This is a genomic window from Stenotrophomonas sp. Steno-C17, from assembly GCF_056393165.1.
The window spans coordinates 1-18,058 of the sequence record NZ_JBWJPD010000025.1; the positions used below are offsets into that span (position 1 = coordinate 1).

The window sequence follows — 18,058 nt, forward strand, 5'->3', positions numbered from 1 at the left end:
CGGCGTCCCCGCAATCCGACACCGCCCCGCCATCCCACGTAATCCCCGCTTTTGCGGTTGCCGTTGCTCCAAGCAGGTGCAGGGCGCAGCCCTGCCGCCCCCCCCTAGATCGCGCTGGGGGAAAGACCGTACTGCTCGGCGAAGCGCTTGCTGAAGCTGGCGGCGGAGCGATAACCCGCGCGTGCGGCCACGGTCTTCAGCGGCAGGTCGGTGGTGTACAGCAGGTTCATGCCATGGGCCAGGCGCGCTTCGGTCAGCAGTTGGCGCAGGCTGGTCTGTTCGGCCGCCAGGCGGCGGCGCAGGGTGGCGCCGCTCAGCGCGAACTGCGCTTCCACATCGCGTGATTGCCAGTCGCGCGCGGGGTCGGTGGCGATGCGGTCGCGGATCTGTTCGCCCAGGGTTGGCGCCTGCGGCAGCAGCAGGTTGCCGTGGCCCTTGCGGCACCACGCCAGGATCAGGCTGGCCAGGGCCAGGCGTGCTTCGCTGTAGTGGCCGTCCTGCAGGTGCTGGCGCCACTGCCGCAGCAGCGTGCCGTGCTCGTGCAGCGCCAGCCGCGCCACGCTGGCGCCCGGCGACGGCAGCGGTTCGTTCCACAGTGTGCGCGCTGCGGCCAGGGCTTCGGTGCACAGCGGCACGATGGCGCTCAGGTAGCGCCCGGTGCGGGGATCGGGGGTGTTCACCACATCGATGCGGCAGCGCTGGGTGACCAGCAGGATGTCGCCCGGTGCATACTCCAGCGCCTGGTGCGCGGTGCGCACCTGCTTGCGGCCCTCCAGCAGGATGGCGAACTGCGGCTGCGGGATTTCCACCGAACTGGCGCCGTGTTCGCGTCGTGCAGTGATGCAGGCATAGCCTTCGGCACGTTCGCAGTGCGCCAGGCTGGCCAGTTCGGCCAGCAGTGCGGTGGCCGGGGGCAGCTGGCCGGTCATGCGAGGTGTGCGCCCAGCAGGCGACCGACACCCGCGGCCAACGCCATCGCCAGCGCGCCCCAGAACATCACCCGCAGGGCGCCGCGTACCGGTGCGGCACCGCCGGCGTGGGCGGCCAGTGCACCGGTCACGCACAGGCCCAGCAGGGTGGCAGCGGTGGTCACGGTGGCAACCTGGTCGGCGGTGGCCAGCAGCGCGGTCAGGACCGGCAGCGCCGCGCCGCAGGTAAATGCCGCCGCCGACGCCAGCGCCGCCTGCAGCGGTCGCGCGCGCAGCGTATCGGTGATGCCCAGTTCGTCGCGTGCATGCGCGCCCAGTGCATCGTGGGCGGTGAGCTGTTCGGCCACCTGCCGCGCCAGTGCCGGTTGCAGGCCGCGGTGGCGATAGATGGCGGTCAGTTCGTCCAGCTCGCTGTGCGGGTCTTCGTGCAGTTCGCGCTTTTCCACGGCCAGGTCGGCCGCTTCGGTATCGGCCTGGGTCTGCACTGAAACGTATTCGCCGGCGGCCATCGACATCGCGCCGGCCACGGTGCCTGCAATGCCCGTGGCCAGCACGGTGCTGGCCGATGCGCCGCCCGCAGCCACGCCCACCACCAGGCCGGCCACCGAGACGATGCCATCATTGGCACCCAGCACGGCCGCCCGCAGCCAGCCGACGCGGTCGGTCCGGTGCAGCTCGGGATGTCGTGAATGGCGGCTCATGCGCGCCAGTGTACGGGGGTCAAGGGGCCGTCGGTAGGATGCTGAAACCCGTCACAGTGGCATGACGCGGTGAACCGCCACGCTATAGTGCGCCCTTGCGATGGAAGGCCCTGGGCCCCACATCCCCAGCCCCCTGCACAGCGAGCTACCCCCTTGTCGAGCCCCAGCCACGTCGCCGATACGCCCATTACCGACCGCACGCAGCTGGTCGAGGTGCTTGCCTCCGGTGAAAAGCCCCGCGCGCAGTGGCGCATTGGTACCGAGCACGAGAAGTTCGGCTTCCGCCTGGACGATCTGCGTCCGCCCACCTACGACGGTGATCGTGGCATCGAGGCGCTGCTCAACGGCTTGGTGCGCTTCGGCTGGGAACCGGTGCAGGAAAACGGCAACACCATCGCCCTGCTGCGCGACGGTGCTTCGGTGACGCTGGAGCCGGCCGGCCAGCTGGAACTGTCCGGTGCGGCGCTGGAAACCATCCACCAGACCTGCGTGGAAACCGGCACGCATCTGAATGAGGTGGCACAGGTGGCCGGCGAGCTGCAGCTGGGCTTCCTGGGCATGGGCTTCCAGCCCAAGTGGACGCGCGATGAGATGCCGTGGATGCCCAAGGGCCGCTACAAGATCATGCGCAACTACATGCCCAAGGTCGGTTCGCTGGGCCTGGACATGATGACCCGCACCTGCACGGTGCAGGTGAACCTGGACTACGCCACCGAAGCGGACATGGTGAAGAAGTTCCGTGTGTCGCTGGCGCTGCAGCCGATCGCTACCGCGCTGTTTGCCGATTCGCCGTTCACCGAAGGCAAGCCGAATGGCTACCTGAGCTATCGCTCGCATATCTGGACCGACACCGACGCCGACCGCACCGGCATGCTCGACTTCGTGTTCGAGGATGGCTTCGGCTACGAGCGCTACGTCGACTATCTGCTGGACGTGCCGATGTACTTCTCCTACCGCGATGGCATCTACCACGATGCCAGCGGGCAGAGCTTCCGCGATTTCATGCAGGGCAAGCTGCCGGTGCTGCCGGGTGCGCTGCCGACGCTGCGCGACTGGTCGGACCACATGACCACCGCGTTCCCGGAAGTGCGCCTGAAGAAGTACCTGGAAATGCGCGGCGCCGACGGTGGCCCGTGGAGCCGCCTGTGTGCGCTGCCGGCGTTCTGGGTGGGACTGCTGTACGACGATGCCTCGCTGGACGCCGCCTGGGACCTGGTGCGTGACTTCACCCTGGCCGAGCGCCACGCCCTGCGCGATGGCGTGCCGAAGTACGCCATGGGCCTGCCGTTCCGCAATGGCACCGTGCGTGACCTGGCCCGCGAAGCGGTGAAGATTTCCGTGGAAGGGCTGAAGCGCCGCGCCGCGCGCAATGCCGATGGCCAGGACGAAAGCAAGTTCCTGGACGTGCTGCAGGAAATCGTCGAATCGGGCCTGACCCCGGCCGAACGCAAGCTGGCGCTGTTCCATGGCCGCTGGCACGGCGACGTCGATCCGGTGTTCCGCGAGTTTGCATATTGATTGCGTTGCGATGGCGCCGGGCATGAGCCGGCGCTACCGGGCCATGTCATGAGCCAGTTCATCCTGTTGGAGCAGAATCCTGCCGCAGAGGGAACCTGGCGTGATGAGATGGCGCCAGCGCGGAGCAGCGACTTTCTGGCTGCCGTTGCCGACCTCTACTTCCCTGGGTCAGAACAGGTGGTCAGCTGCGCCGTAGTTGGCGGGGATGCCAGTGACCTGATCAATGACGTCTACCTGCGCATCAGATCCAACTCAGATGTGGACCGATCGCGCATCGCCCGGCTGGTGAAGCGTGCGTTCGAGATGGACATCGGGTTCGTGTTCTGGGCTGGATCGGACTACCGGGATCTGCCCGCCGTAGGATCCTATGCGGAGTTTCTGCAGGCGTTGGCGGAGCAGGCGGAGCAACAGCCCGCGGACGTCTTCATGAAATGCATTCCGCATCGTGTCGGAAGCATCAGTTGAGTTGAACGCGTCGTTTGTGCCCGACAAGGGTGCACCATGAAAAAACCCCGGCAGTGCCGGGGTTTTTTCGTTCCATCACCGCGGCGATCAGGCCTTGATGGTGGCCATGTCGATCACGAAGCGGTAGCGCACATCGTTCTTGGCCATGCGCTCCCAGGCGTCGTTGACGTTCTTGATGTCGATCACTTCGACGTCGGCCACGATGCCGTGCTCGGCGCAGAAATCCATCATTTCCTGGGTTTCGGCCATGCCGCCGATGGCCGAGCCGGTCACGTGCTTGCGGCCGAAGATCACGCTGGCACCCATCAGCGCCGGGTCCAGTTCGGTGATCACGCCGACCAGGCACATGGTGCTGTCGCGCTTGAGCAGGCTCATGTACGGGTTGGTGTCATGGCTGACCGGCACCGTGTTGAGCAGGAAGTCGAAGCTGTTGGCGTGGGCCTTCATCTGCGCCGGATCGCGCGAGACCAGCACTTCGTCGGCGCCCAGGCGCTTGGCGTCGGCACCCTTTTCCGGGGTGGTGGTGATCATCACCACGTGCGCGCCCAGTGCCTTGGCGAACTTCACGCCCATGTGGCCCAGGCCACCCAGACCGATCACGCCGACCTTCTGGCCGGGGCCGACCTTCCAGTGGCGCAGCGGCGACCAGGTGGTGATGCCGGCGCACAGCAGCGGCGCGGCAGCCTTCAGGTCCAGCTTCTCGGACACCTTCACCACGAAGCGCTGCTCCACCACGATGTGGTCGGAGTAACCCCCCTGGGTCAGCTCACCAGTGGCGCGGTCGCGGCTGTTGTAGGTGTAGGTCGGGCCCTTTTCGCAGTACTGCTCCAAGTCGTGGTCGCAGGCATCGCAGTGGCGGCAGGAATCGACCATGCAGCCGACGCCGGCGAAATCACCGGCCTTCAGCGTGGTCACGCCCGGGCCGACTTCCACGACCCGGCCGATGATCTCGTGGCCCGGCACCATCGGGTATTCGGCGCCGCCCCAATCGTCGCGGGCCTGGTGCAGGTCGGAATGGCAGATGCCGCTGTACAGCACTTCGATGCGCACATCGTTGGCGCCGACCGCGCGGCGTTCAAAGCTGATGGGTTCGAGCGGGGCGGTGTTGCTGCGCACCGCATAACCGAGGGCGAGGGACATGGGGAATCCTTGGCGGGGTTTGTCGAAAGGCGTTTTACAATACGCCCCTCGCGCGGGGGTAAGAACCCCGGATATCGGCATGATTCATCAAGTGGGACTGCACAATCATGGCCACTGACAACCTGGCCCACCTGGCCGCGTTCGCCGCCGTGGCCCGGCACCGCAGCTTCCGCCGGGCCGGGGCCGAGCTGGCCCTGTCCACCTCGGCGGTGAGCTACGCGATCCGCGCGCTGGAAGAGCGGCTGGGCGTGGGCCTGTTCCACCGCACCACCCGCAGCGTGGCCCTGACCGAGGCTGGCCAGCGGCTGCTGCAGCGGCTGCAGCCGGCACTGGGCCAGGTGCACGAGGCACTGGAGGAAATGAACCAGTTCCGGGCCAGCCCCACCGGCCTGCTGCGCATCAACGCCGCGCGCGCGGCCGTGCCGACCCAGCTTGGCCCGCGCCTGACCCGCTTCCTGCATGCGCACCCCGATGTGCGCCTGGAGCTGACCGAGAACGATGGCCTGGTGGATATCGTTGGCGAAGGCTACGACGCTGGCGTGCGCCTGCACGAGTTCGTGCCCGAGGACATGGTGGCGGTGCCACTGGGGCCGTCGCTGCGCGGGATGATTGTCGCCTCGCCGGACTACCTGCGCCGGCACCCGGCACCGCAGCACCCGCGCGATCTGCTGGAGCACGAATGCATCCGCTTCCGCTTCGCCAGCGGGCACCTGTACAAATGGCAGTTCGACCGCGGCGGCGAATCGCTGGAAATCGACGTGCGCGGGCGGCTGACGCTGAGTGAGCAGACCACCATCATCCGCGCCGTGATCGATGGCTTCGGCCTGGCGTATGTGCTGGAAGATGCGGCCCGCCCGCATATCGAGGCCGGGCGCATGGTGGCGGTGCTGCAGGACTGGAGCGAGCCGTTCGCCGGCTTCGTGCTGTATTACCCCAAGCAGCGGCAGATGGCCTCGGCGCTGCGCGCGTTCGTGGATATGTTGCGGGAGTGAACCGCAGCAATGCAGTAGATCCACGCCATGCGTGGATGGCATCGCCCCGATCATTCCACCAACGCGTCATACCCCTTGCCCACGAACTGCAGCAGGCAGAAGCCATGCCCGAACGGGTCGGCCAGCACGGCCAGCCGGCCCCACGCGCGCTCGCTGACCGGGCGTTCGATCAGGGCGCCGGCGGCGACCGCGCGTGACAGTGCGGCATTGATATCGTCCACCACCCAGTCCAGGTGGATGGGCGTCCAGTGCCGCTCGTAGTCGCGCACATCGCCATCGTCGGCGGCGGCACTGCCGTCGGCGTTCTGCAGCAGATACAGCGGCGTGGGCCCGCCCAGCAGTTCGGTGGCGCCCGCGCCGAGCCGACGGCCGATGCGCAGCCCGAAGGCCTGGGTGTAGAACGCCTCGGCCGCGGCCAGGTCGGGCACATCCAGATTGACGATGAAGGTGGGGGCGGGGGAATCCATGGCGGTGGCACGTACGGCGGGGCAGTGCAGTCTAGGCCCGTGGCGTGACGGTGCCGGTTCATCTTGCTGGCCGCGGGCGGCGGGTTCAGGCAAGGTAGTCGGCTGGGTTCCAACAAGGATACGTATGAACACGCTTGCCGACGTCGAACAGGCCACCGGCCAGGTCTTTCCTCCGCTGTACCACCAGTTGTCCGCCAGCGGGCAGCTGCAGTGGGGCGCGCTGGGCTGGGAGGGCTTCCAGCAGCAATCCGCACAGCTGCGCGCGCAGCCGCCGCTGCTGCTGTTCGCCAATGAGTTCGAGCCGATCGGCCGCGACGAACTGCAGGAAGCGTGGGAAGACCTGACCGCCGAGGACCACTACAACCCGCTGCGCGACGACCTGCAGCTGCTGCCGTTCGCGCGCAGCGGCGCGGGCGACGTGTACTGCTTCTGGACCAATGCGCCGGGCTTCAGCGAGCCGCCGGTGGTGCTGGTGTGGCACGACGATGATCGCGCCGACATCCTGGCCGCCAACCTGCAGGACTTCGTGTTCCGCAAGATGGTGGAGGCGGTGGTGGAACTGGAGACGCAGTATTCGATGCTGGGCAAGGACACGCTGGCCGAGGAGCTGCAGGCGTGGCTGGGCACACACCGTGCGTGGCTGCGGGACGACCATATCGCGGCGCTGGAACGCCTGTTCGCACGCACCGACGAGATCGTTGCAGGGCGGATCAACGAAGACGAGGGGCAGGCGCTGCTGACGCAGGTGATCGGCTTCGCGCGGCTGGATGAATCGTTCGCGTACGTGCGCGAAGGGGCGTGAGTAATGGGGTCGGATCCGCGCGCAGCGCGGCTCTGACCCCTTCTTCGCCGCGCCGGGGTCAGAGCCCTTTCCGCTGGAAAGGGCTCTGACCCCATGCGATCAGCTGGCGGCCGGGTAATCCAGATAGCCTTCGCTGCCACCGCCGTAGTAGGTGGCGCGATCCGGCGTGGTCAGCGCCACGTCGGCCTGCAGGCGCTCGACCAGGTCGGGGTTGGAAATGAACGGCTGGCCGAACGCGGCGATATCGATGGTGCCTTCGTCCACCAGGCGCAGCGCACGTTCGCGGGTCATGCCGCCGGCCAGGATGACGGTGCCGCCGTAGGCCCGCTTGAAGGCCTGCAGGAACGCTTCGCCGATGGCCGGTGCGCCATGCAGGTAGTTGTCGTTCAGATGCACATAGGCCAGCCCGCGCTTACCCAGCTCCTGGGCCAGGTACAGATAGCTGGCTTCGTTCTCTGCATAGGCGGGCATGTCGAAGACCAGGCTGTTCGGCGCCAGGCGCACGCCCACGCGGTGCGCGCCGATGCGTGCGGTCATCGCATCCACGGTGTCCAGGATCAGCCGCGCGCGGTTGGCCAGCGAACCGCCATAGCCGTCCTGCCGATCATTGGTGAGCGGGTTGAGGAACTGTTCGAACAGGTAGCCGTTGGCGGCATGCAGTTCGATGCCATCGAAACCGGCGGCAATGGCATTTTCGGCGCCGCGCACGAAGTCGTTGACGATACCCGGCACTTCGTCGGTGCGCAGGGCGCGCGGCGGGGTCGGGTCGGCCGGGCCGCGGCTGCCGTCGTCGCGATACACGAAGGCGAAGCTGCGGGGATCATGCGCCACCGGGCGCGCGCTGGCGCTGACCGGCTGGCCACCGTCGGGCTGCAGCGAGCTGTGCGACATGCGGCCCACGTGCCACAGCTGGGCGAAGATGGTGCCCTGTGCGCCATGCACGGCGTCGGTGACCTGGCGCCAGCCCGCCACCTGTTCCTGCGACCAGATGCCCGGCACGTCGATGTAGCCCTGGCCCTGCGGCGACACCGGGGTGCCCTCGCTGACGATCAGGCCGGCACTGGCGCGCTGGCGGTAGTACTGCGCAGTCAGTTCGTTGGCCACGCAGCCGGGGTTGCGCGCACGGGTCATTGGCGCCATGGCAATGCGGTTGCGCAGCGGTGTGCCGGCCAGATCGTACGGTTGGAAGAGCGAAGCGGTCATATGCAGATCTCTTGGGGGGATAGAGCGCCGACGGCGCGATGTCCACAGAATGGCGTTGACATCGGGCCCTATAAATGGGTTCCATTTCCCATCGAGCGGGACTATTTGTCCCCAATAGGGCCCCCGCCATGCTTCCCGTTGAATCCTTGAATGGCTTGGTCACCTTCGTGACCACCGCACGCGCGGCCACCTTTACCGAGGCGGCCGAGGCGCTGGGCATTTCCCGCTCGGCGGTGGGCAAGGCCATCGCCCGGCTGGAGGTGCGGCTGGGCGTGCGCCTGTTCCACCGCACCACCCGGCGCATCTCGCTGACCACCGACGGCGAGGCCTACTACGCGTCCTGCGCCGCCGCGCTGGAGGAAATTTCCGCGGCCGAGGCCTGCCTGGGCCTGGGCGCGCACGTGCCCAGCGGTCGCCTGCGCATCGACATGCCCTCGTCGTTTGGCCGCATGGTGGTGATGCCGGTGCTGCTGAAGCTGTGCCAGCAGTACCCGGACCTGCAGCTGACGGTGACTTTCACCGATCACTTCGTAGACCCCATCGAGGAAGGCATCGATCTGCTGATCCGCTTCGGCGGGCTGCAGCAGGCCGAACACCTGGTGGCGCGGCGGCTGGGCAGCCAACGCCTGGTGACCTGCGCGGCGCCGGGGTACCTGCAGGCGCACGGGGTGCCACACACGGTGGACGATCTGCGCCAGCACCGCAGCATCGTCGGCTACCGCCACGGACAGCCGGTGGCGTGGCGGGTGGGCCTGGAGGGCGAGGGTGGCACCTTCATTCCCAACGCGACGCACCAGCTGAACGATGGCGACGCAGTGATCGACGGCGCGCTGGCCGGGCTGGGCATCTGCCAGATGCCGATGTCACTGGTGCGCCCGCACCTGCAGTCGGGCGCGCTGCAGTCGGTGCTGGATGATTGCATGCAGCGCCATGTCGATATCCATGCGCTGTGGCCGCCCACCCGCCACCTGCGGCCGAAGGTGCGCTACGTGGTGGATGAGCTGACCCGGCTGGCGGCAGAAGGTCGGTTCGATTGAGCACGGGGCATCAATGGTTCACGATCCGGGCGGACGTATCTTCGCCCTCCTGCAGCGCTTGAAATACCTCAGTCAGGAGCGCAATCAGGTCGCGCGCGTGGGGCGGTGGCAGGCAAGGCGCACGGACGGAGGGCACGGGGACTTTCGCCATGTTGATGGGCACAGGGACGTCTTCGAGAATCCGACCAACCCCGGAGGGCCTGTGCAGCCAGCCACTGCGCGCAGGGCCACGCTGGAACAGCGATGAGCCACGGACCGGGGGCGTGCAACCGACAAGGAAGACAGCATGGAAAGACATGAATTCGAGGTGCGGCTGGATCGCCTGGAGCGCCGGGCACGTCGTGGGCATCTGCTAGCGGTGTCGATGTTCGTACTGGGTGCGTCGCTGGCGTTGATCGGCACCAGCATGGCGACGCCCGATGCGGGCGTGGTGAAGGAACTTCGGACCTACAAGTTGACCGTGCTCGACAGCGAGGGGCGCACGCGGGTGCAGATTGCCGAGGACGCCAGTGACATCGGCCGCAACTCGCGCGCGACGGGCATGACGATCTATGACGCCAAGGGCGATGAGCGCGGTGGCATTGGCACCATGGCAGATGGCAGCGCGGTGATGGCGCTGGATGCGCCGGTGGGCGTGGGCTACAAGGTGCGCGACCGTGCCGGCATGAGGGTTGCCGCTGACGGAACGGCGTTGATCACTGCTTTGTCCAACGAGGGCAGTTTTGCGGCCAGCCTGATCGCGCAGGGCAACCAGGGGCGTCTTGAGCTGAGCCGCAAAGAGGCCACCAAGGGTGAGATCAGCACCCGCGTGCTGACCTTCGATACCGACGCTACAAAGGTCGAGAAGGCGCCGTAACGCTGTGGCCGCCGGCGCGGTAGATGCGCGAGCCGGTCACCGCCAAGCGATCAAGCTGTGCGGGCTGCTTGCTGCTGGCGGGCTCGGCCTTTTCGTCCGGCGTGGTGACCTGGGCTGCCAACGGTCCTGCTGTATGCAGGAATGGCTGGGCATGTATACTATCCCCCAGTATAGTTCCGCAGGTGGCCGCCCATGCCGCATTCACCCGAAGAGAAAAAGAAGGTCCTGGCCCGCGTGCGCCGCATCCGCGGCCAGTGCGATGCGCTGGACCGCGCGCTGGAAGCCGGCGCCGAGTGCGGCCCGGTGCTGCAGCAGATCGCGGCCATCCGCGGCGCGGTGAACGGGCTGATGTCCGAAGTGATGGAAGCCCACCTGCGCGAGGAATTCGGCCAGCCGGCCGCGTCCGATGAACTGCGCGCCGAGCGCGTGCGCGAGATGAGCGGATTGATCCGTTCGTACCTGAAATAAACGAGGGCGCAACACTGCGCCATCCATGCTGTCTTTGTCTGTCCTTGGAGAACCCGCCATGAAATCCCGTGCCGCCGTCGCCTTTGGTCCCGGCCAGCCGCTGCAGATCGTCGAGATCGACGTCGCCCCGCCGAAGGCTGGCGAAGTGCTGGTGAAGATCACCCACACCGGTGTCTGCCACACCGATGCGTTCACCCTGTCCGGCGATGATCCGGAAGGCCTGTTCCCGGTGGTGCTGGGCCATGAAGGCGCCGGCATCGTGGTGGAAGTGGGCGAGGGCGTGACCAGCGTGAAGCCGGGCGACCACGTGATTCCGCTGTACACCGCCGAGTGCGGTGAATGCCTGTTCTGCAAGAGCGGCAAGACCAACCTGTGCGTGTCGGTGCGCGCCACCCAGGGCAAGGGCGTGATGCCCGACGGCACCAGCCGCTTCAGCTACAACGGCGAACCGATCTACCACTACATGGGCTGCTCGACCTTCAGCGAGTACACCGTGGTGGCCGAAGTGTCGCTGGCCAAGATCAACCCGGAAGCGAACCCGGAACACGTCTGCCTGCTGGGCTGCGGCGTGACCACCGGCATCGGCGCGGTGCACAACACCGCCAAGGTGCAGGAAGGCGACAGCGTGGCTGTGTTCGGCCTGGGTGGCATCGGCCTGGCGGTGATCCAGGGTGCGCGCCAGGCCAAGGCCGGCCGCATCATCGCGGTGGACACCAACCCGTCCAAGTTCGAGCTGGCCCGCGAATTCGGCGCCACCGACTGCATCAACCCGAAGGACTTCGACAAGCCGATCCAGCAGGTCATCGTGGAAATGACCACCTGGGGCGTGGACCACAGCTTCGAGTGCATCGGCAACACCAGCGTGATGCGTGCGGCGCTGGAATGCGCGCACCGTGGCTGGGGCCAGAGCGTGGTGATCGGCGTGGCCGGTGCGGGCCAGGAAATTTCCACCCGCCCGTTCCAGCTGGTGACCGGCCGCAAGTGGATGGGCACCGCCTTCGGCGGCGTGAAGGGCCGCAGCCAGCTGCCGGGCATGGTGGAAGACGCGATGAAGGGCGATATCGAACTGGCCCCGTTCGTGACCCACACCATGGACCTGGACAAGATCAACGAAGCCTTCGACCTGATGCACGAAGGCAAGTCGATCCGTTCGGTCGTCCACTACTGAACTACGCCAGGCGGCAGGCTGCGTGCCTGCCGCCACCGGGAGCACTCCATGGAACGCATTGAACACCGTGCCTGCTTCGGCGGCTGGCAGGATGTCTATCGCCACACCTCCACCACGCTGGGCTGCGACATGCAGTTCGCCGTGTACCTGCCGCCGCAGGCGGCTACGCAGAAGCTGCCGGTGCTGTACTGGCTGAGCGGCCTGACCTGCACCGAACAGAACGTGATCACCAAGGCCGGCGCGCAGCGTTACGCCGCCGAACATGGGGTGATCCTGGTGGCCCCCGACACCAGCCCGCGCGGCGACGACGTGGCCGATGCCGAAGGCTACGACCTGGGCAAGGGCGCAGGCTTCTATCTCAATGCCACCGAACAGCCGTGGGCGCAGCACTACCGCATGCATGACTACGTGGTGCAGGAGCTGCCGGCGCTGATCGAGGCGCACTTCCCGGCAACCGATGCGCGCGCCATCAGCGGCCATTCGATGGGGGGCCATGGCGCGCTGGTGCTGGCGCTGCGCAATCCCGGCCGCTACCGCAGCGTGTCGGCGTTTTCGCCGATCGTGGCACCCAGCCAGGTGCCGTGGGGCGAAAAGGCCTTCACCGCCTACCTGGGCGATGACCGTGCGGCCTGGGCGCAGTGGGATGCCACCGCGCTGATCGCCGCTGCCAGCGAGCGCCTGCCGCTGCTGGTGGACCAGGGCGATGCCGATGAGTTCCTGCAGGCCCAGTTGCAGCCGCAGCGCCTGCAGCAGGCATGCGACGCGGCGGGCCACCCGCTGACCCTGCGCCTGCAGCCGGGCTACGACCACAGCTATTACTTCATCGCCAGCTTCATTGGCGAGCACATCGCGCACCACGCCAAGGCGCTGCGGGGCTGAGGCGAACGCTGCGGGGTTGAGGCGAACGCGGCGGGGCTGCGGCAAACGCGGGGGGGGGATGCGAACGCGGCGGGGTTGAGTCGTAGAGTCGAGCTTGCTCGACTGGCACGGAAAATCAGTCGAGCAAGCTCGACTCTACCGAGGCAGGGCAGTCGAGCAAGCTCGCGCCCACCCGAGGCGGGGTAGTCGAGCAAGCTCGACGCCACCCGGGGCGGGCGGGTTTTCGGCAGTCGATCACGCCCCGCTGGCGGGGCAACGCGCTATGGTGCGCGCAGACGGCTTGCCGATGGGGGATCCATGCCGGTAGTGCTCGCGCTGCTGTTCGTGCTCAGCCACGGGGTGGTCGTGGCGTTCTGGCCAGGGGCGGCCGGAGAAGGATCGTTCGTGTTCCTGACGGCCGCGCCGGTGCTGGCCGCGTTGGCATGCCTGTGGCGCGCGCAGCGTGACCGTGCGGCCCTGGGCTGGCGGGCCACCGCGCTGGCCCTGCTGCTGTGGGCCGGTGGCATGGCGGTGAACATGGCCGATGCGATCGGCGCCGGGCGTGCCGATCTGACCCCACGGGTCAGCCTGCTGCTGTATGTGATCTATGGCGTGCCGCTGGTGTTCATCCTGGCCCGCGCCCGCCGCGAGCGCTGGACCATCAGCACCATCGACGGCCTGATGGCGGCGTTGCTGGGCGTGCTGTTCTTCGTGCACACCCTGTCCTTCGCCGACCGCATCAACGTGGACGACACGGCCATGGCCAACATGCGCCGCATGTTCGACATCCAGAACCTGTGCATCGCCGCCTTTGCCTGCGTGCGCTGGCTGGCCGGCGACGTGCCCGAGCGGCGCAGCTTCTTCCGCGCGCTGGCGCTGTATGCGCTGCTCTATCTGGGCATGGCGTACTACATCAACCATTTCACTGCCGAACAGTCCTTCGGTGCCTACAACGATCTGCTGATCGACGTGCCGTTCCTGCTGCTGGCCGTGCTGGCCCTGCGCCAGGCGCCCGCGCCCGGCGGTGTGCTGCACCCGCGCCTGTCGCGGCTGGTCCAGGCCGGTGGGCCGATGATCCTGCCGTTGCTGCTGCTGGTGGTCGGGGCGCTGGTGGTGGACCATGCGCGCCCGCTGGCGCTGGCCGGCTTCGTGGTGGCCACGCTGGGTTTCAGCCTGCGCAGCACGCTGCTGCAGATCGACCTGCTGGAGGCACAGGCGCGGCTGGATCAGTTGGCCCGCCAGGATGGCCTGACCGGGGTCGCCAACCGCCGCCAGTTCGATGCGGCGCTGGCCAGCGAGTGGACCCGGGCCCGCCGCAGCGGCACCGAGGTGGGCCTGCTGCTGGTGGACATCGACCACTTCAAGGCGTTCAACGACCAGCACGGGCACCCGGCCGGCGACCGCTGCCTGCAGGCCGTGGCCGCGGTGCTGCAGGCCACCGCCAACCGCGCGGCCGACACCGTGGCGCGCTACGGCGGCGAAGAATTCGCGGTGATCGTGCCCGGCACCGGCGTGGAGGGCGTGCTGGCGCTGGCCGAGCGCCTGCGCGTGGCGGTGCAGGCGCTGCAGCTGCCGGAAGGGCAGGTCAGCATCAGCGTGGGGGTGGGGTTCGCCCACCCGCCGGTGATGGCCACGGCCGAACAGCTGCTGGCCCACGCCGATGCGGGCCTGTACGCCGCCAAGCGGGGCGGCCGCAACCAGGTGGCGGCACTGCCGTCCGGACCGATGGGCTTCAGCTTCGCCCGGTAGTGGCCAACCTTGGTTGGCGCCCACCAGAGCGGGGCATGAACCTGGTAGTGGCCAACCTTGGTTGGCCGCCTTTGCCATGCGCGCCAACCAAGGTTGGCACCTACCAGGGCAGGCTGGTCAACCGCCGCGTATTGATGGCCGTTTACCAACGCAGGGCATGAACCCTGTAGTGGGTGAAGGCCGGGCGCCTGTGGGATACTGCCGCCGAATGTGCGGATGATCACATTCGGGCGGGGAGCCCGGATCACCACTGGCGGAATGGGGAAAGGACGATGGCCACGGTGTTCACCGAGGAGCCGGCGCGGCCTGCGGCCGATGCCACGGTATTGCTGCAGCGCTGGCGGCGCGGTGATGCCGCTGCGCTGGATGCATTGATGGAGCTGCTGTACGGCACGCTGCGCGCGATGGCGGCGGCGCGTGTGTCTGCGCGCGGCGGCGATCGCACCCTGCGGCCCACCGCATTGGTGAATGAAGCGCTGCTGCGCCTGCTCGACAGCCGCGCCGACCCACAGGACCGCCAGCACTTCCTGGCACTGGCCGCGCTGAAGATGCGTGGCGTGGTGGCCGACCATGCGCGCGCGCTGGGTGCGGTCAAGCGCGGCGGTGGCCAGATTGCGCTGACCCTGTCCGCGGTGGATCACGAAGCGCTGCCGGCGATGACCCTGCAGCAGGATCTGTTCGCGCTGGACCAGGCGCTGCTGCAACTGGAGACCCAGGACCCGCGCGCGGCCCGCGCCGTGCAGTGCATGTACTTCGCCGGCATGGGCCGCGAAGCGATTGCCGAAGTGCTGGAGATTTCCGTGCCCACGGTCGACCGTGACCTGCGCTTTGCCCGTGCCTGGCTCAACAGCCAGCTGGGCAGCGCGGCCTGAGCGTCGCCCATGCAGCAGGCCGCGCGCTGGGGGCAACTGCGGGAACTGTTCGACGCGGTGTGTGAACTGCCGCGCGAACAGTGGGGCCCGGCATTGGCGGCGCGCAGCAGCGATGCCAGCCTGATTGCCGAGGTCACCCGGCTGCTGCACGCGCAGACCGATGAACTGATGCGGGTGCGCGCACCGCTGGAGCGGCTGGCCGAAGATATTGCGCGGCCGGAAGTGCAGGTGGGCGATTGCCTGGGCCCGTGGCGGCTGACCGCACTGCTGGCCGAAGGCGGCATGGGCACGGTGTTCAGCGCCGAACGCGCCGATGCCCTGTACCGGCGCACGGTGGCGGTGAAGGTGTTGCCGAGCCCGATGGCACCGGCGCTGCGCGCGCACCTGCTGGCCGAGCAGCAGATCCTGGCCGATCTGCAGCACCCGGGCGTGGCGCGCCTGTACGACGCAGGCGAAACCCCGTCGGGCAATCCGTACCTGGTGATGGAGCACGTGGCCGGTGTGCCGCTGGACCGCTACCTGCAGGCGCATGCACCGCCGCTGCGGCAGCGGCTGGCCCTGTTCGTGCAGATCTGCCGCATCGTGCAGTTCGCCCATGCCCAGCTGGTGGTGCACTGTGACCTGAAGCCGTCCAACGTGCTGGTGGATGAGCAGGCCAGGCCGGTGCTGCTGGATTTCGGCGTGGCGCGATTGCTGGGACAACCGGCCGACGAGTCGGCCGACGAGGGTCTGCCGCGCTACGTTACTCCCGCCTATGCCAGCCCCGAATTGCTGGGCGGCCAGCGCGTGGGCGTGGCCAGCGATGTGTTCAGCCTGGGGGCCATGCTTTCGGAAATCAGCAGCGGCCAGCGCGTGCTGCGCCCGCTGCAGGCCCAGCCGGTGGCGGTGCCGCTGCCCAGTGCGCTGGCCCGCTCGGCGCGCGAGCGCCGCGCGCTGCGTGGCCCGCTGGATGCGATCGTGGCACGTGCCTGTGCGGCCGAACCCGAGCAGCGCTACGCCACGGTGGAAGCCCTGGCCGACGACGTGGAGCGCTATCTGGCATTCCGCCCGGTACGCGCCGGGCACAGCGGCGCCCTGCAGCAGACCCGCCTGTTCCTGCGCCGCAACTGGCGCAGCAGCGTGGCGGCCACTGCGGTGCTGCTGGTGGTGGCGGGGCTGCTGGTCCGGCTGGACATGGCCGGGCGCGAATCGGCGCGCAACGCCGATATCGCCAACCGCACCAGCGATTTCCTGGTGGCCTCCTTCGATGTGCTGGACCCCGGCACGCGTGGCGGCGCGGCCACCTCGGAACTGAGTGCGCGCGAGCTGCTGGACCAGAGCGTGCGCCGCCTGCAGGCCACGCCGTCGATGCAGCCGGTGCTGCGCGCGCGGCTGCAGGTGGTGCTGGGCCGCGCCTACATGAACATGGGCCAGCCACAGCAGGCCGAGCCGCTTTTGCAGCAGGGCGCGCAGGCGCTGGCAGCCGCCGGCGCGGCCGACCTGCGCGATGCCGCGCTGGCCTACGCCGACCTGGCCACCCTGCAGGACCAGGCGCGGCAACGCGACGCAGCGGCCCGCAGCGCCGACCGCGCTGCTGCGCTGCTGGCCACGGCCACCGCGCCCGATGCGCTGGCGCGCGCGCGGGTGCTGGCCGTGCAGGCGCAGGTGCGCAGCCGCAGTGCCGGCGGCAGCCAGCCGGCCGTGGCCATGTTCGCGCAGGCACTGGGCATGCTGGACGATCAGCACACACTGGACGCACGTCGGGTGCGTTCCAGCGTTCGCCGGCAGCTGGCCAGCGTGCAGGCCGCGACCGGGGCATTGCTGGCTGCGGAACAGACCCTGCGTGCGGCGATCAACGACGATGGTGGCGTCGGCGGCGAAGGCATCGACTACCAGAAGGACCTGCAGCTGCTGTCGCAGGTGCTGTTCGACCAGGGCCGCATCGATCCTGCGTTGCAGGTGATGGAACGCAACCTGGAACTGACCCGGCACATCTACGGCGAGCAGAGCAGTTTCACTGCCAGCGCCGAAAGCGCACTGGCCGGGCAGTACCTGGACCTGGGGCGCTACGAAAGCTCGGACCGCCACTTCCGCCACAGCTTGCAAATCAGTGCGGCCATCGACGGCGTGGACAGTTTCGCCTACGCACGCAAGCTGTTCGCGCACGGCATCATGAAGGAGGCGTATGGCGATACGGCCGCGGCCGAGGCGCTGTACCGGCAGGCGCTGGACCGCCACCAGCGTTTGCTGGGCGCCGACCAGGGCGAGACACTGGACGTGGAGATGGTGCTGGCACGGCTGCTGATGCGGGTGGGCCAACTGCAGGCATCCGACGTGCTGCTGCAGCGCGTGGGGCGGGTCTGGCGGCGCCAGTCCGACCCGGGCAGCCCGGACCGGCAGTCCCTGCGCCTGGTGGAAATCGAGTGGATGACGCGCAGTGGCAACCTGGTGGCCGCACGCACCGCGCTGGACGCATTCCGTGCCCAGCACCCGGCGCCCTCCTCGTCGCTGGCCCTGCGCCAGACCATGCAGGAGGCCCTGTTGGCCCAGCGCAGCGGTGCGGCCGATGCGGCCGAACGCGCCGGCGAAGTCGTGCGCGAGTTCTCGCGGCTGTACGGCGCCGATTCGGTGGCCACGGCCAAGTGGCGCATTCCCTACGCCGAAACCCTGACCGATGCCGGCCACATTGCGCAGGCACGCGCCGAGGTGAAGCGGGCCCAGCCTCGCCTGGGCGAGATCTACGCGGGGTCGGAGTTCAATACGCGCATGCATGCGCTGGCCCAGCGCTGGGCGCAAGGGTCGGCCGCGAGCGCCGCGCCGCCGGTCGCGGAGAGCGCTGCGCCCTGACGTCCCG

At 68.4% G+C, this 18,058-nt stretch carries 17 protein-coding genes; 12 read left to right on the top strand and 5 right to left on the bottom strand.

The window, feature by feature from the left end; all coding sequences use genetic code 11:
* Nucleotides 1-104: 104 nt before the first annotated feature.
* Entirely contained in the window at nt 105-929 is an 825-nt protein-coding gene (locus AC06FA_RS18030; RefSeq protein WP_478069485.1) for a helix-turn-helix transcriptional regulator, read from the bottom strand.
* Nucleotides 926-1,630 carry a VIT1/CCC1 transporter family protein gene (locus AC06FA_RS18035; RefSeq protein WP_478069486.1) on the bottom strand — a complete coding sequence of 235 codons (705 nt, stop codon included), beginning with the start codon at nt 1,628-1,630 and terminating at the stop codon, nt 926-928. The genes AC06FA_RS18030 and AC06FA_RS18035 overlap by 4 nt, the downstream gene beginning before the upstream one ends.
* A gap of 153 nt (nt 1,631-1,783) precedes the next feature.
* Here AC06FA_RS18035 and AC06FA_RS18040 point away from each other — a divergent pair, with 153 nt between their 5' ends.
* Both AC06FA_RS18040 and AC06FA_RS18045 read left to right on the top strand, forming a co-directional pair.
* The gene (locus AC06FA_RS18040; RefSeq protein ID WP_108750550.1) at nt 1,784-3,148 is read left to right on the top strand and encodes a glutamate--cysteine ligase; all 1,365 of its coding nucleotides are present in this window, start codon (nt 1,784-1,786) and stop codon (nt 3,146-3,148) included.
* A 48-nt stretch (nt 3,149-3,196) separates the two neighbouring features.
* On the top strand, nt 3,197-3,613 hold the full coding sequence (locus AC06FA_RS18045; protein WP_478069487.1) for a hypothetical protein: 417 nt from the start codon (nt 3,197-3,199) through the stop codon (nt 3,611-3,613).
* 87 nt (nt 3,614-3,700) lie between these two features.
* On the opposite strand, the gene AC06FA_RS18050 is transcribed toward AC06FA_RS18045, so the two are convergent.
* Nucleotides 3,701-4,753, bottom strand: coding sequence for an NAD(P)-dependent alcohol dehydrogenase (locus AC06FA_RS18050; protein WP_108757145.1), 1,053 nt, complete (start codon nt 4,751-4,753; stop codon nt 3,701-3,703).
* Between the two features lie 107 nt (nt 4,754-4,860).
* On the opposite strand from AC06FA_RS18050, the gene AC06FA_RS18055 reads away from it, so the two are divergent.
* Nucleotides 4,861-5,745 carry a LysR family transcriptional regulator gene (locus tag AC06FA_RS18055; RefSeq protein WP_478069488.1) on the top strand — a complete coding sequence of 295 codons (885 nt, stop codon included), beginning with the start codon at nt 4,861-4,863 and terminating at the stop codon, nt 5,743-5,745.
* A 50-nt stretch (nt 5,746-5,795) separates the two neighbouring features.
* Here the strand turns inward: AC06FA_RS18055 and AC06FA_RS18060 are convergent, their stop codons facing one another.
* A complete protein-coding gene (locus AC06FA_RS18060) occupies nt 5,796-6,212 on the bottom strand; it encodes a VOC family protein (RefSeq protein ID WP_478069489.1) in 417 nt (138 codons plus the stop codon).
* A gap of 124 nt (nt 6,213-6,336) precedes the next feature.
* Here AC06FA_RS18060 and AC06FA_RS18065 point away from each other — a divergent pair, with 124 nt between their 5' ends.
* Nucleotides 6,337-7,014 carry an SMI1/KNR4 family protein gene (locus AC06FA_RS18065; protein WP_478069490.1) on the top strand — a complete coding sequence of 226 codons (678 nt, stop codon included), beginning with the start codon at nt 6,337-6,339 and terminating at the stop codon, nt 7,012-7,014.
* Nucleotides 7,015-7,113: 99 nt separating this feature from the next.
* Here the strand turns inward: AC06FA_RS18065 and AC06FA_RS18070 are convergent, their stop codons facing one another.
* Nucleotides 7,114-8,217: an alkene reductase gene (locus AC06FA_RS18070; RefSeq protein ID WP_478069491.1), complete on the bottom strand. Its 1,104-nt coding sequence runs from the start codon at nt 8,215-8,217 to the stop codon at nt 7,114-7,116.
* A gap of 128 nt (nt 8,218-8,345) precedes the next feature.
* Between AC06FA_RS18070 and AC06FA_RS18075 the strand changes: the two genes are divergently transcribed.
* The 8 genes from AC06FA_RS18075 to AC06FA_RS18110 all read left to right on the top strand — a co-directional run bounded on the left by AC06FA_RS18075 (nt 8,346) and on the right by AC06FA_RS18110 (nt 18,051).
* A complete protein-coding gene (locus tag AC06FA_RS18075; RefSeq protein WP_478069492.1) occupies nt 8,346-9,254 on the top strand; it encodes a LysR family transcriptional regulator in 909 nt (302 codons plus the stop codon).
* Between the two features lie 286 nt (nt 9,255-9,540).
* Nucleotides 9,541-10,110, top strand: coding sequence for a hypothetical protein (locus tag AC06FA_RS18080; protein ID WP_478069493.1), 570 nt, complete (start codon nt 9,541-9,543; stop codon nt 10,108-10,110).
* Nucleotides 10,111-10,302: 192 nt separating this feature from the next.
* Nucleotides 10,303-10,578, top strand: a complete 276-nt coding sequence (locus tag AC06FA_RS18085; RefSeq protein WP_478069494.1) for a metal/formaldehyde-sensitive transcriptional repressor — start codon at nt 10,303-10,305, stop codon at nt 10,576-10,578.
* Nucleotides 10,579-10,636: 58 nt separating this feature from the next.
* Nucleotides 10,637-11,746 (top strand): S-(hydroxymethyl)glutathione dehydrogenase/class III alcohol dehydrogenase, encoded by a 1,110-nt coding sequence (locus tag AC06FA_RS18090; protein WP_108754128.1) that lies wholly within the window; start codon nt 10,637-10,639, stop codon nt 11,744-11,746.
* Nucleotides 11,747-11,794: 48 nt separating this feature from the next.
* Nucleotides 11,795-12,625 (top strand): S-formylglutathione hydrolase, encoded by an 831-nt coding sequence (gene fghA / locus AC06FA_RS18095; RefSeq protein WP_478069495.1) that lies wholly within the window; start codon nt 11,795-11,797, stop codon nt 12,623-12,625.
* Nucleotides 12,626-12,922: 297 nt separating this feature from the next.
* Nucleotides 12,923-14,353 carry a GGDEF domain-containing protein gene (locus tag AC06FA_RS18100; RefSeq protein ID WP_478069496.1) on the top strand — a complete coding sequence of 477 codons (1,431 nt, stop codon included), beginning with the start codon at nt 12,923-12,925 and terminating at the stop codon, nt 14,351-14,353.
* Nucleotides 14,354-14,625: 272 nt separating this feature from the next.
* The gene (locus AC06FA_RS18105) at nt 14,626-15,225 is read left to right on the top strand and encodes an ECF-type sigma factor (RefSeq protein ID WP_478069497.1); all 600 of its coding nucleotides are present in this window, start codon (nt 14,626-14,628) and stop codon (nt 15,223-15,225) included.
* Nucleotides 15,226-15,234: 9 nt separating this feature from the next.
* The gene (locus tag AC06FA_RS18110) at nt 15,235-18,051 is read left to right on the top strand and encodes a protein kinase domain-containing protein (RefSeq protein ID WP_478069498.1); all 2,817 of its coding nucleotides are present in this window, start codon (nt 15,235-15,237) and stop codon (nt 18,049-18,051) included.
* Nucleotides 18,052-18,058: the final 7 nt, after the last annotated feature.